At 62.9% G+C, this 14706-nt stretch carries 15 protein-coding genes and 1 pseudogene; 9 read left to right on the top strand and 7 right to left on the bottom strand.

Annotated features, from left to right (window positions below; translation table 11 throughout):
* Nucleotides 1-74: 74 nt before the first annotated feature.
* Nucleotides 75-1508 carry a cysteine--tRNA ligase gene (gene cysS, locus NKJ76_RS24180; protein ID WP_352538520.1) on the bottom strand — a complete coding sequence of 478 codons (1434 nt, stop codon included), beginning with the start codon at nt 1506-1508 and terminating at the stop codon, nt 75-77.
* A gap of 390 nt (nt 1509-1898) precedes the next feature.
* On the opposite strand from cysS, the gene NKJ76_RS24175 reads away from it, so the two are divergent.
* Nucleotides 1899-2054 (top strand): hypothetical protein, encoded by a 156-nt coding sequence (locus NKJ76_RS24175; RefSeq protein ID WP_023673568.1) that lies wholly within the window; start codon nt 1899-1901, stop codon nt 2052-2054.
* 136 nt (nt 2055-2190) lie between these two features.
* Here NKJ76_RS24175 and NKJ76_RS24170 read toward each other — a convergent pair.
* A pseudogene (locus NKJ76_RS24170) lies at nt 2191-2948 on the bottom strand (SOS response-associated peptidase).
* A gap of 126 nt (nt 2949-3074) precedes the next feature.
* On the opposite strand from NKJ76_RS24170, the gene NKJ76_RS24165 reads away from it, so the two are divergent.
* The 4 genes from NKJ76_RS24165 (at nt 3075) to NKJ76_RS24150 (ending at nt 5423) form a co-directional block, all read left to right on the top strand.
* Entirely contained in the window at nt 3075-3482 is a 408-nt protein-coding gene (locus NKJ76_RS24165) for an NUDIX hydrolase (protein WP_023698665.1), read from the top strand.
* 67 nt (nt 3483-3549) lie between these two features.
* Nucleotides 3550-3927 carry a TIGR02301 family protein gene (locus NKJ76_RS24160; protein WP_023692875.1) on the top strand — a complete coding sequence of 126 codons (378 nt, stop codon included), beginning with the start codon at nt 3550-3552 and terminating at the stop codon, nt 3925-3927.
* A 328-nt stretch (nt 3928-4255) separates the two neighbouring features.
* Nucleotides 4256-4513 (top strand): hypothetical protein, encoded by a 258-nt coding sequence (locus NKJ76_RS24155; protein WP_023673564.1) that lies wholly within the window; start codon nt 4256-4258, stop codon nt 4511-4513.
* Between the two features lie 106 nt (nt 4514-4619).
* Nucleotides 4620-5423: a hypothetical protein gene (locus NKJ76_RS24150; RefSeq protein ID WP_023687301.1), complete on the top strand. Its 804-nt coding sequence runs from the start codon at nt 4620-4622 to the stop codon at nt 5421-5423.
* A 21-nt stretch (nt 5424-5444) separates the two neighbouring features.
* Here NKJ76_RS24150 and NKJ76_RS24145 read toward each other — a convergent pair whose 3' ends face one another.
* The 3 genes from NKJ76_RS24145 to NKJ76_RS24135 all read right to left on the bottom strand — a co-directional run bounded on the left by NKJ76_RS24145 (nt 5445) and on the right by NKJ76_RS24135 (nt 7849).
* A complete protein-coding gene (locus NKJ76_RS24145) occupies nt 5445-6173 on the bottom strand; it encodes a nucleotidyl transferase AbiEii/AbiGii toxin family protein (RefSeq protein ID WP_352538524.1) in 729 nt (242 codons plus the stop codon).
* Between the two features lie 62 nt (nt 6174-6235).
* Nucleotides 6236-6463, bottom strand: a complete 228-nt coding sequence (locus NKJ76_RS24140; RefSeq protein WP_027049982.1) for a hypothetical protein — start codon at nt 6461-6463, stop codon at nt 6236-6238.
* 54 nt (nt 6464-6517) lie between these two features.
* Entirely contained in the window at nt 6518-7849 is a 1332-nt protein-coding gene (locus tag NKJ76_RS24135) for a dihydroorotase (protein WP_023832483.1), read from the bottom strand.
* A gap of 82 nt (nt 7850-7931) precedes the next feature.
* Here NKJ76_RS24135 and ygfZ point away from each other — a divergent pair, with 82 nt between their 5' ends.
* The 3 genes from ygfZ to NKJ76_RS24120 all read left to right on the top strand — a co-directional run bounded on the left by ygfZ (nt 7932) and on the right by NKJ76_RS24120 (nt 11630).
* Nucleotides 7932-8792 carry a CAF17-like 4Fe-4S cluster assembly/insertion protein YgfZ gene (gene ygfZ / locus NKJ76_RS24130; protein WP_023832482.1) on the top strand — a complete coding sequence of 287 codons (861 nt, stop codon included), beginning with the start codon at nt 7932-7934 and terminating at the stop codon, nt 8790-8792.
* The gene (locus NKJ76_RS24125) at nt 8792-9430 is read left to right on the top strand and encodes an HD domain-containing protein (protein ID WP_023670260.1); all 639 of its coding nucleotides are present in this window, start codon (nt 8792-8794) and stop codon (nt 9428-9430) included. The genes ygfZ and NKJ76_RS24125 overlap by 1 nt, the downstream gene beginning before the upstream one ends.
* A 67-nt stretch (nt 9431-9497) precedes the next feature.
* Nucleotides 9498-11630 carry a putative bifunctional diguanylate cyclase/phosphodiesterase gene (locus tag NKJ76_RS24120; RefSeq protein ID WP_352538519.1) on the top strand — a complete coding sequence of 711 codons (2133 nt, stop codon included), beginning with the start codon at nt 9498-9500 and terminating at the stop codon, nt 11628-11630.
* Here the strand turns inward: NKJ76_RS24120 and NKJ76_RS24115 are convergent.
* The gene (locus tag NKJ76_RS24115; protein ID WP_027049985.1) at nt 11599-12447 is read right to left on the bottom strand and encodes an AraC family transcriptional regulator; all 849 of its coding nucleotides are present in this window, start codon (nt 12445-12447) and stop codon (nt 11599-11601) included. The genes NKJ76_RS24120 and NKJ76_RS24115 overlap by 32 nt on opposite strands.
* A gap of 91 nt (nt 12448-12538) precedes the next feature.
* On the opposite strand from NKJ76_RS24115, the gene NKJ76_RS24110 reads away from it, so the two are divergent.
* Nucleotides 12539-13759, top strand: a complete 1221-nt coding sequence (locus NKJ76_RS24110; protein WP_352538518.1) for an amidohydrolase — start codon at nt 12539-12541, stop codon at nt 13757-13759.
* Here NKJ76_RS24110 and NKJ76_RS24105 read toward each other — a convergent pair.
* Nucleotides 13717-14634: a fatty acid desaturase family protein gene (locus NKJ76_RS24105; protein WP_023743772.1), complete on the bottom strand. Its 918-nt coding sequence runs from the start codon at nt 14632-14634 to the stop codon at nt 13717-13719. The two genes, NKJ76_RS24110 and NKJ76_RS24105, sit on opposite strands and share 43 nt — an antisense overlap.
* Nucleotides 14635-14706 lie beyond the last annotated feature (72 nt).

Below are 14706 nucleotides of genomic sequence, written 5' to 3'. Positions count from 1 at the left end.
ATCTCCCCCGCAAGGGGGGAGATTGGCTGTCGCTGCCGCCTTCGCCAATCTTACAACGGTGTCTCGCGCCACCCTCACCGCTTTACCTCCCACGTCGTCACGCGTTCGCCCGTGACAGGATCCTTGCCGTCTTTCAGCTGCACGCCTTGCGTCAGCAACTCGTCGCGGATGCGGTCGGCCTCGGCCCAGTTTTTCGCTGCGATCAGTTCCAAGCGCTTGGCGATCGCCTTGGCGATCGCTGCCTCGTCGACCTTGGCCGCGCCGATATCGAAGCCGAGGAACAACAGCGATGCCTTCAGCGATGCGGCCGCTTCGTTGCCCTCCGCGGCCTCACCGGCAAGCTGCGTGAGTTGCTGGAAGGCGGCGTAGGTGGCGAGGTCGTCCGACAGTGCCGCCACAATCTCCGCCGGGACTTGCCCTGCCGACGGCGCCAGGTCAGCCGCGCGTTTCCATTTGCGCAGCGTGTTCTCGGCTTCCTCCAGCTTGCGCACGGAGAAATCGATCGGCTCGCGGTAATGCGTCATCAGCATCGCCAGACGCAGCACCTCGCCCGGCCATTTGCGGCCGCCGAAGGTCTCGGTCTCCAGCAGTTCGGCGATCGCGTAGAAATTGCCGACGCTCTTCGACATTTTCTGGCCCTCGACCTGCAGGAAGCCGTTGTGCATCCAGACATTGGCCATGACGTCGGTGCCGTGGGCGCAACGCGACTGGGCGATCTCGTTCTCATGGTGCGGGAAGATCAGGTCGAGGCCGCCGCCATGGATGTCGAAGACGTCGCCGAGATAGGCGGCCGACATGGCCGAGCACTCGATATGCCAACCGGGCCGGCCCCTGCCCCATGGGCTGTCCCAGCCGGGCTCCTCCGGTGACGACAATTTCCACAGCACGAAATCCCCCGGGCTCCTCTTGTGAGCGTCGACGGCAATTCGCGCACCGGCCTGCTGTTCGTCGAGATTGCGCTTCGACAGCTCGCCATAATCCGGCATCGAGGCGGTGTCGAACAGCACTTCGCCGGCGGCGACATAGGCGTGGCCGCGTTCGATCAAACGTTCGATGAGGGTGATCATGTCAACCTTGCCGTCGGCGCGGCGCGCGACGAACTCGGTGGCGCGTGGCTCGACCGTCGGCGGCAAGCAGCCGAGTGCGGCGACATCCTTGTGGTACTGATCGGCGGTTTTTTCGGTGACGCGGCGGATCGCCTCGTTGAGCGTCAGGCTTCCCGACGCGATCTCGGCGCCGAAATCGCGCAGCGCGCGGGCGTTTATCTTGTCGTCGACATCTGTGATGTTGCGCACATACGTGACACCAGCCTCGCCATAGAGGTGACGCAGCAAACGGAACAGCACGTCGAAGACGATCGCCGGACGCGCATTGCCGATGTGGGCAAAGTCGTAGACGGTTGGGCCGCAGACATACATGCGCACATTCGACGGGTCGATCGGGAGGAACACGTCCTTCGTCCGCGTTAGCGTGTTGTAGAGGCTGAGACCCTTCGATGCGTCAGACATGCGTGCCCTTCCGGCCCGTTAAGTTCTGGATGGAGTCTAACCTGTGCCAAGGCACAAATCGGCTCCAGCCTGCTGGCCGGGGCGTTTGTCCACTCTGGGGAAAGATGAGGCGAAAACGTCCGGACCAGCGCGAAGCTAGCCAATAATGCAAATGCCACAAATGGCGGAAAACGTTTTCATCGGCGGCTTTATCGCCTTGGCCGGTGTTGCCGTCAAGTCGCAACTTCCGGCAAAAGCGTCGCTGGATCATAGGTCAGGAGCCGCTGAAACATTTTATTAAACATGTCGGCACAGTCATGAAACATTCGCCGGCTAGTCCACCATAGGTCACGATTCGGTCAGATTCGGCCGGCAAACGCAGACACGGAAATGTTACCAGGGAAGAGATCGATGTCACGAACCAAGCAGGAATCGAGCCGCGCCAAGCAACCGGCGCTCGCCAACCACTACCGTGCGATCGGCCCGGCCGCGATCGTCGCCGCCCTTCTCCATACCGCGAAGAATAAAAAGCCGGCGCCGAAAATCACTTCGCCCCGCGCTGCCTGAACAGGCATCGTGCCGCCGCCGCCAAGGCGTGCGCCGGAACGGAAGGCTGAGGCCCCATAGCGCGCCTGAAAACAACAGCTCTTCCTATTGAGCAGGTTCTTCCCGAAGACCGGACATGGCTTCTTGGGAGCGCGCTCTAAAACAGCGTCGTCTGACTGTCGTCCGCGCCGGGCTTCTGGCGCCTGACCTTGCCGGGCTCGACGATGCCCATGTCCTGTATCTCCGGCCCGATGTTGGCGACCTTGTTGACGAGGTCGGAGACCGGAATTGCCTCGAAGAAATCGGGCAACGCGGGCTTGAGCAGGTCGGCCACATCGCGCGGTTCGAGCGTGCGGCAGTCCAGCCAGCGGGCAAAATCTTCAGGCGCGATCACCACCGGCATCCGGTCATGGATATGGGCGATGCCGGCATTGGCGTTGACGGTAAGAATAGCGCCGGTGTCCATTTCCGAACCGCCCGGCTCGGCATAGGTTTCGATCAGCCCGGCAAAGGCGATCAACCCGCCATGCCTCGGCCGTATCCAGTAGGGCTGGCCCTTCTTGCCGCTCCCGGATTGCTGCCACTCATAGAAGCCGGAGGCCGGCACCAAGGCACGGCGATGGCGCATGGCGGCTTTGAACGAGGCTTTTTCAATAGCGCCTTCCGAACGCGCGTTGATGAGCAGCGGAAATTCCCTGGTGTCCTTGACCCAGGTGGGGATCAGTCCCCAGCGCACCAGCATCGCCTGGCGATCCGGGAAATCGAGCCCGGCATGCGCGGCGGCCCCGACAGCGCCATCAGCACCGGCTGCGTCGGCGCGATGTTGTAGCGGGCCGGAAAATCCTCCAGCTCCGCCAGGCCGAGCAAGGCGGCGGTCTGGTCCGGCGTGGCCGTCAGGGCAAAGCGTCCGCACATTGGCAAGCTCGATGAATTGATCCGATCGCGAACGTGGCGATGGAACCGGCGCTGCGCAACCGCTAAAGCTGCTCGCTGCCAGCCGGTCCACAAGGGTTTGGCCTCACATAGGCGAAAACGAGATCGATGAACGAGCAGCGCAAGACACTTCCCGCAGTCTCGGTCGCCGTCGTGCGCGGCAGGACGGTGCTGCTGGTCAAACGGGCGCGGCCGCCGTCGCAGGGGCTTTATGCCTTTCCCGGCGGCAAGGTCGAGCCCGGAGAGACGCTGCAAGAAGCAGCAGTGCGCGAATTGCTGGAGGAAACCGGGCTGCGGGCGCAGGACTATCGTCCGCTTCGCGACATCCACATCGACGGCAGCGGCGAGAATCACCCGGTCGACTATCTGCTGACCGTGTTCGGCGCCGTTTATGCCGGCGGCGAAGCGACGGCCAGCGACGATGCCGAGACCGCCGCCTTCTATAGTCTTGATGAAATGGCGACGCTGCCGCTCGCGGGTGACGTCATGGAGGTGGCTGAAGAGCTTTTGGCCTGAAGCAGGCCCATATCTGCCGCTCCGAGAATCGCCTTGCAGGCGACAAAATGTTTCGTCAGATAGACTTATGACCCGCACCTCGCTGTTCCTTGCCGCATGCATCGCCACCGCCACGGCTTTTGCCGTGCAGCCGGCGCTGGCCGCCGAGTCGCCGTTCGAGCCCGGGCTGATGCGACTGGCCGAGGTGCTGGGGTCGCTGCATTTCCTGCGCAATCTGTGCGGCGAAAAGGGCGACCAGTGGCGCACCGAGATGGAAAAGCTGATCGATTCGGAAAATCCCGATCCGGAGCGGCGTGCCCGCTTCATCGCCAGCTTCAACCGCGGTTACCGTTCCTTCGGCGGCACCTATACCCAATGCACGCCGTCAGCGACCGAAGCCATCAGCCGCTACATGAAGGAAGGCGAGACGCTGTCGCGCGACATCGCCTCGCGTTACGGCAACTGACGAGCGCCAGACGGCGTTTAGCGAACGCCTTTTCGAGCACCCGCCTTGTATCCACGGCACGTTGATGCAATCTTGGTGTTGCACTTGCGCAACAGTATTAACGAAACGTTAGCGCGCGAATGCGGAATTAACTCAAACTGAAGGTTTTCATCCCGCTCACCGGTCTAATCGGCTAAGTTTGAATCGGACCGAACGCAGGCGACGAAGTTTGTAAAGACGATCAAAAAAATGTCGTATTTACAGATACTTACTTAGCCTGCGTGAGATAGGGGCAGCCCAAGCCGGATCCGACCCGTCGGACCGCCGCTTGAAAAGGTGGACATCGCAAATGGAACATGGCGTCAACGACATCGACGCGCTGGTCAGGGAAGAAAAGCGCCTGACCGCGGTGGAAAGCCATAGCGAGGCCTGGGCGGAAGGTCTGTCGGCCGGCATAGAACCTGAAATCATCGCCGAGGCAGCGCTTGAAACCGCGTTCGGCGAGATGCTGCGAGCCAATGGCGAAACCTCGGCCCTTGCCCTGCTCGATCGCATGCGTGAAAAGGTGATCGCCGGCGCCTTCGAGCCGGAGCGGTTTCGGCACTAGGCGTCGCGCGTCTCAGAGGGTGCATCGCCAGCTTACCGGTTCTTTGACGACGGCGCGCCGTTTGGGCATCATGCCTGAACAGCCTAGGCCCAAGGAGAGGCAAGCGGTGAATTTTTCGATGTCAGGCCGGCCTCGCGGCGTGGTCCTCAGCATCTGGCTTGCCGCCTCTTGCGCCGCGGTTCCGCTGGCGCTTGTCCTGACCAGCAACCCTGCCTATGCGCTGAGCGAGATCAAGCGCGAGGAGCTTCCAGCTCCTGCCGGGCCACCAGCCAATGGTGAGACGGCGCCGTCGGAAAATTCAGTGCCAATGCCCGATCTGCCCGGCACGGCGCCACCGGCCGCTAGCCAGCCGAAATCGCCCACGGAGCCCGAACAAAGCCAACCGGAAGCCCCCGCCAACGATGGCGGCGTGGCCAACCCGCGTGCCGATCCAGAAGCGCCGGTGCCCGAAGTCGTCTATGACCTTTCCAAATTGCCCGAGCCCGTCAGGCGCATGCGCGATCTGATGGTCGAGGCCTGCGTAAGCGGCGACATCGAGAAGCTGCGGCCGCTGATCGGCAAGGGCGACACCATGACCCAATTGTCGCTGGGCGAAATCGAGGGCGACCCGATCGCCTTCCTGAAAGGGCTATCGGGCGACAAGGAAGGTCAGGAAATCCTCGCTATCCTGGAAGAGGTGCTCAATGCCGGCTATGTCCATGTAGACGTCGGCACACCGCAGGAACTCTATGTCTGGCCATATTTCTTCGCCCTGCCGCTGGACAAGCTCAACGCCAGGCAGCGGGTCGAACTGTTCAAGATCGTCACCGCCGGCGACTATGACGACATGAAGCAGTTCGGCGCCTACATCTTCTACCGCGTCGGCATCACGCCGGCCGGGCAGTGGACATTCTTCGTCGCCGGGGATTGAACGGCGATTCCCCTGGGATGGCTACTGGCTAGGGCTAGAAAGCTCGAGGCCTGTGTCAGGCCATATGCGGATACCTTCATTTCGAAGGGCCGAAATCGCTTCGACCGCCGCGTTGGGATCCATTTGCAGCACCTCGGCGGCATGCCGCAATTCTTCCTTGTCCCGCAGCCTGTTTACCACCCAAGCCACCTTGCGCTCGATATCCACGCCATAGGCCGCCTTCGCCTTGCCAACAGCGTCGCTCGGGATTTCCTTATAGATGCCAACCAGCACTCCAAGATCGATGGCATCGCGATATGCAATTGCACGGTCCTGACATCGATCCGCGTTCGCCAGCAACTTCTCGGCAAACATATCCGCCGGGACCAGGGCGGATACATTCAGATCGTCGTCGAAATGGCCTCGCAGTTTTATGCGGCCTTCGCGGATGACTTCAAACTTGATCGTTTGGCCTTTCAACCGCACGATCGTCCGCAAGCCATATTGATCGATCTGGAAGTCCCGAACAGCCTCGACCGGCTCAGGAAAGAATGCTCTGACGCCACGTTCGGCTGCGGAGGTCCGCAATTCGCGATAGCCATCACTGTCGGCACACAGGAAGTCCACATCCAGTGAGCGGCGATATTCCCCGAATTTCATAACGATCGCAGTGCCACCGCCGAACCAGCACTGGTTTGCGGTCAGGAAATGGCGTTCCATCAACCCGAGCGCTTCGGCAATGATCTGGTGCTCGGGCCTCTTGAATTCCATCATGACGCTCGCGGTGTGTCCTGTTGATATTCCGGCTGCGAGGAACGATCAGGTGAGGGAAATCAGCCGGCGGTCAAGAGCACGCCGTGACCGAATTTGTCTGCCAAACTTTGGATAAGCATCTTCTCACGCACAGTAAGACGCTTTTGATCGACAAACCGCCAATTACGCTCATACAGCGCAAATGCCTCTTCGGCCGGAATCGGGCGTGCCGCATCGCGGTTCCAGGCGAGCGCCTGGAGCTCCGGAAACTCCGCAGGGACGATCATGGGCGCGATATCTGCGTTCATAATGCCCTTAACGTAGTGGATAGCGCTTAAAAAATCCAACGCAGCAAGAAACCGCTAAGCCGGCAGCGCCTCGGAAAACTCTACCGGCCTGCCCTGCCCGGGCGTGACGATCTCGCCTTCCCACATCACGCGACGGCCGCGCACGATGGTGCCGATCGGCCAGCCGGTGACTTCCTTGCCGTCATAGGGCGTCCAGCCGGCCCTGGAGCCGGCTTGCGCATTGGTGATGGTCTCGCGCCGCTGGAGGTCGACAATGGTGAAATCGGCATCGTAGCCGGCGGCGATGCGGCCTTTCCTGGCCATGCCGAAGATGCGCTGCGGGCCGTGGCTGGAGAGGTCGACGAAGCGCTGCAGGGTCAGCAGGCCTGAATTGACATGGTCGAGCATGATCGGCACCAGCGTCTGCACCCCGGTCATGCCAGACGGCGAGGCCGGATAGGGCTTTGCCTTCTCGGCCGGCGTGTGCGGGGCGTGATCGGAGCCGAGCACGTCAATGATGCCTTGCGCAATGCCGTGCCAGACGCCGTCGCGATGGCGGGCCGCGCGAACCGGGGGATTCATCTGGATCAGCGTGCCCAGCCGCGCATAGTCGTCGGCGGCGAGTGTCAAATGGTGCGGCGTCGCCTCGCAGGTGGCGACATCCTTGTGCTGTTGGAGGAAGATGATTTCCTCGGCAGTGGAGATATGCAGCACATGGATGCGGGCGCGGGTGTTTCGCGCGATGCGCACCAGCCGCTCGGTACAGCGAAGCGCCGCGATCTCGTCGCGCCAGACGGGATGCGATGACGGGTCGCCCTCGACGCGCAGGCCCAGGCGCTCGCGCAGCCGGAACTCGTCCTCCGAGTGAAAGGCGGCACGGCGGCGGGTGTTGCGCAGGATCGATGCGACACCCTCGTCGTCCTCGACCAGCAGGTCGCCGGTGGACGAGCCCATGAACACCTTTATCCCGGCAGCACCCGGCAGCCGCTCGAGCTCACCGACATCATCGGCATTCTCGCGCGTGCCGCCAACCCAGAAGGCGAAGTCGCAATGCATCCGGCTGGTGGCGCGGCGCACCTTGTCGGCAAGCGCCGCCTCGCTGGTGGTCAGCGGATTGGTGTTGGGCATTTCGAAGACGGCGGTGACCCCGCCCAGCACAGCCGCGCGCGAGCCCGTCTCCAGATCTTCCTTGTGCTCCAGCCCCGGCTCGCGAAAATGCACCTGACTGTCGACGACGCCTGGCAGGACGTGCAGCCCGCGACAGTCGATCGCTTCGCCGGCCGAAGCTTGGCGAAGATCGCCCATTGCGACGATGCGACCACCCTTGACGCCGACATCGCGCGCGCCCTCGCCATCATGGTTGACCACCGTGCCGCCTGTCAGGATGAGGTCGTAGGTGGTGGCCATGGGCGTTCGGTCTCTTGCGGGGGGAGTATCGTCGGCTTACGTAAAGGCCGACCGTTTTGCAAGATCAGGTTCTTTGCCGCCCATGCCTTTTGCCCTGCTCAAAGACCGCGCTCTCATTTCTGTGTCAGGCCCGGATGCCGAGCATTTTTTGCAGAACATCCTCACCACCGACCTCGACACGCTGGGCGCCGGTGCGGCAAAACCCGGTGCGCTGCTTTCGCCGCAAGGCAAGATCCTGTTTGATTTCCTGATCTCGCGTAGCGGCGAGGACGGATTCCGGCTGGATTGCCGTGCCGACGTCGCAGACGACTTCCTGCGCCGGCTGATGCTTTACAAGCTGCGCGCCAAGGCCGAGATCGCGAAGCAGGATCAAGTGCTTGTGACGGTTGCGTGGGGCGATGATTCAAGCGCCTCACCTTCTGATTCAACGACACTTGCCGATGCCCGCTTCCGCGATGTGGTTGTGAGCCGTTCCTATGGCGGCGCATCCCTAGGTGGCGATCCGGCTGCATGGCAGACGCTCCGCATCGCCAACGGCATTGCCGAAAGCGGTCCCGATTATCAGCTCGGCGATGCCTTCCCTCACGACGTGCTGCTCGACGAGACCGGCGGCGTCGGCTTCAAGAAAGGCTGCTATGTCGGCCAGGAAGTGGTCTCGCGCATGCAGCATCGCGGCACCGCCAGGCGGCGCGTGCTGATCGTTTCGGCCGACCATGCCTTGCCCGCGCCGGGCTCGGAGCTGACGGTTGCGGGGCGGCCGGTCGGCACGCTCGGCTCGACCGCGGGCACGGCCGGCCTCACCATTGCCCGCATCGACCGGGTCAAGGCGGCGCTCGACGCTGGCCAGCCGGTACTGGCCGGTGATGTCACCGTCTCGCTCGCCATCCCGGCCTGGGCGCAGTTCAGCTTTCCCAGGGAAGCCATCGGCGCGGAGGATGCCTGATGGCTGCCGATCGCGTCGGAGCGCCACCGCGCGCGTGGCAGCGCATGCTGTCGGGACGGCGGCTCGACCTGCTCGACCCCTCGCCGCTCGACATCGAAATCTCCGACATCGCCCACGGGCTTGCCCGCGTCGCCCGCTGGAACGGCCAGACCCGCGGCGATCACGCCTTTTCGGTTGCCCAGCATTCGCTGCTGGTCGAGGCGCTGTTCAGCGAGTTGCAGCCGGACGCCTCGGCCAACGCTCAGTTGGCAGCACTGCTGCATGACGCGCCGGAATATGTCATCGGCGACATGATCTCGCCGTTCAAATCGGTAATGGGCGGCTCCTACAAGGAGTGTGAGCTGCGTCTCCAGCGCGCCATCCATCAGCGCTTTTCGCTGCCGCCCGAACTCGGCGTCGGCTTGCGCAAGGAGATCAAGCGCGCCGACCAGATCGCCGCCTATTACGAGGCGACGCTGCTTGCCGGTTTCTCGACCGCGGAAGCAACCGAGTTCTTCGGCCGGCCGCGCGGGTTCAATGCCGACCGCTTCGACTTTAAGCCGCACTCGGTGACCTCGGCGCAAGCTGCCTTCCTCAAACGCTACGCAACGCTTGAAAAGCAACGCCAGGCAACGGTTGCCGTGCATTCGGCGCAGTGAACATACGCTAAATTAACCAGCGGTAACCACAGTACCGGGTTTCGATCACGGTCAGCAGGCACGCCTCATGTCCGTTGCGCACGTCAAGGGTGGTTCGCCCGTCCGCAGACGGGGAGCCGGAGGCGTCGCCGCGCCACGGCAGATCGCCGACGAACTGCGCCACCAGAACGAGCGCTTTTCCGCGGCCGTCGAGAATATGTCGCATGGGCTGTGCATGTTCGACGCCGACGAGCGGATGATCATCTGCAACGGCAACTATATCAGCATCTTCTCCCTCGACGCGAAGATCGTGCGGCCCGGCATCGCGTTCCTGGACATTCTAAAGCACAGCGTCGACATCGGTGTCGCCTCACAGAGCGCCGAAGACCTGTATGCCATCCGCAAGCCCTATATCGAGCGCGCGCAAGCCTCGACCTACGAGGAAATACTGTCGGACGGACGTATCGTTTCCATCACGCACCGGCCGCTGGCCTCAGGCGGCTGGGTGTCGATCTATGAGGACATTACGGAGCAAAGGCGGGCCGAGCAGGAACTGAAGGAGCAGCACCGCCGCTTCGATGCGGCGCTCGCCAACATGTCGCAAGGCCTGTTGATGTACGACGCCGAAGGCACGCTGATCGTGCGCAACCAGCGCTTCCTCGACCTCTACAAGGTCACGCCTGACGACTTCCCGCTCGGCATGAGCCAGCGCGCCCTGCTCGAACAGATGGTGCGACTGCGCATTTATCCGTCGATGGACATCGACGGCGAGATCGCCAACACCAGAGCCAGCCTGCAGGCCGGTGAGGAGCGTTCGACAGACCGCAGCCTTGCCGATGGCCGAACGCTGCTGGTTGCGCGCCGGCCGCTTACCGGTGGCGGCTGGGTGGCGACCTTCGAAGACATCACCGAGCGCCGGCGCGCCGAAGAGCGCATGAGCCACCTTGCCCATTACGACACGCTGACCGACCTGCCCAACCGCTCGATGTTTCGCGAACGGCTCGACCAGGCGATGGCCGGCGATACACCGTTGGCGATCTTCTCGCTCGACCTCGATCGCTTCAAGGCCGTTAACGACACCTGGGGACACCCGGCCGGTGACTGGCTGCTGAAATGCGTGGCGGAGCGGTTGCGGCACAGCCTGCGCAGCGACACCGATGTGGTCGCCCGCCTCGGTGGCGACGAGTTCGCCATCCTGCAGTTCAATCCCAAAGGCGCCACCGATGCGGAACAACTGGCAAAACGCATCGTCGCTGTCGTCAGCCAGCCGTTTCGCGACAAGGGCCGCGACATGCATGTCGGCATCAGCCTTGGCATCGCGCTGTATCCCGGTGACGGCAAGGACGCCGACACGCTTTTGAAGAACGCCGACATGGCGCTTTACAGCGGCAAGAGCGAAGGCCGCAACGTCTACCGCTTTTTCGAGCCCGGCATGGATGCCTTGGTGCGGGCGCGCCTGGCGCTCGAAACCGATCTCGAGACGGCACTGAAGCGGCGGGAGTTCGTGCTGGAGTTCCAGCCGATCACCAACATCGCGTCGGGCAAGATCGTCGGCGCCGAAGCGTTGATGCGGTGGAATTCACCGACGCGCGGCCTGGTGGCGCCCGACGATTTCATCGCAGCCGCCGAAGACAGCGGGCTGATCGTTCCGCTGGGCGAATGGGCGCTGAAACAGGCCTGCAGCGTGGCCGCCGGCTGGCCGCCTGGAATGCGCATCGCCGTCAATGTCTCGGCAGTGCAGATCAGAAGCGCCGACTTTGCCCGCAGCGTGATTTCGGCGCTGGCCGTTTCCGGCGTGCCGGCCAGCCGGCTCGAACTGGAAATCACCGAGACCGTGCTGATGGATGAGAGCGAGACGGTGCTGAAGACGCTGAGACAGCTGCGCGAACTCGGTATCCGCATCGCGCTCGACGATTTCGGCACCGGCTATTCGTCGCTCGGCTATCTCAGGCGTTTTCCCGTCGACAAGATCAAGATCGACCGCTCCTTTATCCACGATATCGACAACAAGGACACGGCGGCGATCGTGCGCACGATCATCGGGCTTGGTGCCGAACTTGGCATCACTGTCACCGCCGAAGGCGTCGAGACCGAAGCGCAGCTCGACATATTGCGCAAGGCTGGCTGCGTCGAGGCGCAGGGCTTTCTGATCGGCATGCCGTCAAAGGCCGCCGACATGGCTCGACTTCTCAAGACGAGGGCAGCGTCCCGGCGCGCCTGAACATCCCCGGCGTCATTCCATGCGCGGCGCGGAAGGTGCGCGAGAGATGGCTTTGGTCGGAGAAGCCGGCCGCAAAGGCGGCACCGGCGAGATCTGAACCTTGCCGGATCAGCAGATCGGCACGGCGCAGCCTGCGGTCACGGATGAAGGCAGCAGGGGTGAGACCCAGCACTTTCCTGAAATCGCGGATAACTTGAAAGCGCGTCACGCCTGCGGCTTCAGCGAGCCGCTGCAAATCGAGGTCCGAGTTCAGATGGTCTTCGATGACCTGTTCATAGACCCGGAGCCGGCTTTTCGATCCGAAGCTTTCGACCGCCTCGCGCCGCCGGCCGCCCCAATCGCCATGGCGCAGGATGAGCTTGCGCAAGGCGATCAGCATGGATGTTTCGGCGCTCGTGGCATCACCCGATGTCGAAGCCAAGTGCGCGACGCCTACTGCCTGGACGAGATCGGCATCATCGACGATCGCTTGCGAAAACAACGGCGGGCGATCCTGCCCGAGTTCGTCCGCGATCGCACCCATGAGCGAGGCCGACGGATAGAAGGTGCGGTAAGCCCAACCCTGGTCGGCACCCGCCTCGCCGTCATGCCATATCTCCGGATTGACGAGCAGAACCGTGCCCGACGGCGCGAGGACAGTCTCGTTGCCGATGCGGACCCGCTCGCACCCTTGCGTGATCAGGGCGACGACATAGGTCGGGTGCGTGTGCAGCTGGTAGCGATGCCGCGTGAAGCGCGCCTTGAGCATGCCAAGATCGCGAAAGCGCGGATGACGCCAGAACTGCGTCGTCTCCTGAGGCTGTTGAATTCCAGACACGGTCAATCCTGTTCAAGACGCTGCCGGCGCAAATCCTTTACGTGCTGGCATCGACAAGGCCGAATTTACGATAGCCGGCAAGGAGAGCGCAATGCTGCACAACGACCCCATCGCCGCCCTCACCCCGCAGGTGGTGGAATGGCGGCATCACATCCACGCCAACCCCGAACTCGGTTTCCAAGAGTATGAGACCGCGCGCTTCGTCGCCGACAAGCTGCGCACCTTCGGGCTCGACGAGGTTCATGAAGGCAATGGCGGCACCGGCGTGGTTGGCGTCCTCAGAGGACGACCAGGCGTGCGCGCCATCGGGCTTCGCGCCGAACTCGATGCCTTGCCCGTGCTGGAGAAGACAGGATTGCCATATGCGTCGAAGAAAGACGGTGTGATGCATGCCTGCGGCCACGACGGGCACATCGCGATGCTGCTCGGCGCCGCCAAGCTGCTCGCCGACAACAGAGCCTTCGACGGCACCGTCTGTTTCATCTTCCAGCCGGCGGAAGAAAATGAAGGCGGCGCCATGCGGATGATCGAGGACGGACTGTTCGAGCGCTTCCCCGTGGAAGCCGTCTACGCCGTCCACAACTGGCCGGGGCTGCCGCTCGGAAAGATCGCGGCCCGTGCCGGGTCGATGATGGCGGCCGTCGACACTTTCGAACTGAACTTTGAGGGGACCGGCGCGCATGCCGCAATGCCGCAGCTAGGCGACGATCCCGTGCTCGCGGCCGGCGCCTTCGTTCAAGCCGTGCAGCGCATCGTCAGCCGTTCGGTCGACCCGCAAATGGCGCTGGTCGTTTCGATCACCCAGATCCATGGCGGCAATGTCGGCAACATCGTGCCGGGCAAGGTCTGGCTGCAGGGAACCTGCCGCTTCTTCGAGCCCACTTTGTCGGACCATTGCGAAAGGCTGATCGGCGACATCGCGCAAGGCATTGCCTCGGCGCATGCACTCACCGCCAAGCTCGCCTACAAGAAAGGCTACCCGCCGCTGGTCAACACGTCGGCTGCCACTGACCGGGCCGTCCAGGCGGCAACCGCGGTTGTCGGCCGCGAGCAGGTCGAGACCGCATTCAACCCGAGCCTCGGCTGCGAGGATTTTGCCTACATGGTCCGCGAAGCCGGCGGCTGCTATGCCTGGGTCGGCGCAGGAGCGGTCAGACTGGGCGAAGGGGTGCACGGCGATCGCTATGTCTTCAAGACGCCATCGTCCCCACCGTGCTCCGCTATTTCGTCACGCTCGTTGAGCAGACGCTACGCTGACGGCCGAGCGCCTCAGCGCAAGGTCTCGACGTATTTCTCGTGGAAGCTGACATAGCCGGGTTCGACGACTTTGAGATGGCGCTCGATCAGCTGGTGGAAGGCCGGCAGCTGATGGAAGGGCACGCCGGGATTGGCGTGGTGCTCGGCGTGATACGGCATGTTCCAGGCGACTTTGCGCACCAGCCAGTTGGTCAGCGTGGTGCGGGTGTTTTCCAGCATGTTGGCGACAAGCGGGCAGCGGCCATGCTCGGCCAGCAGATAGAGCCTGAGGAAGGGCTGGCCGAGCAGCGCCGGCACGATCCAGACATAGAGCAGTACACTTGCCTCGAACCACAGGGCTAGCGCGGCGACCACGACATAGAAAGCGATCATGGCGCGGGCTTCAGTGCGCACCTTGGGCAGGCCTTTCGGCGGCACGTAGCTGTCGTGGCAGCCGCCAATCGCGTTGGTGTAGAGTGTCTGCAAATGCCCCCACCACACCGGCAGGCCCGAGACGTGGACGATGTATTGCCGCATCGTCTCCGGTTTCGGGAAGGCGAGTTCCGGATCGTTCTCGGGATCCTGGGTGAAACGGTGATGGGCGAAGTGGAAATAGCGAAACCAGTCGGCGGGCAGCGCGATCGCCAGGCTGCAGACCCTTGCGGCGGCATCGTTGAGCCACTGCGTCTCGAACGCCGTCCTGTGCACCGTCTCATGCAGCAGCGTGAACAGGAAGACGATGAGAATGCCTTGCGGCAACATCAACAGCGGCCAGTACGACACCTTGGCCGCAATCAGCCCGCCGATAGCCACAATCGCGCCGAGATGGAAGGCGAGTTGGACCAGACCCGGCCCGTCCGACTTGCCGGTCAGGCGGCTGCGCTGCTCATTGGTCAGGAACGCGATGACGTCGCGATGGTCTCTGGGTTCAAACTGGGCCGATACGGTCATGGCGCCAAGCTACTCGAATAAGAAAGCTTTCGAAAGACGAGGATTTCTGCGACACAGATAAGCTGACCTTAC

This window comes from Mesorhizobium sp. M0029 (assembly GCF_040323735.1).
GTDB lineage: Bacteria > Pseudomonadota > Alphaproteobacteria > Rhizobiales > Rhizobiaceae > Mesorhizobium.
The sequence above is the reverse complement of the archived record's forward strand: the minus strand, read 5'-3'. Positions and strand labels throughout refer to the sequence as shown.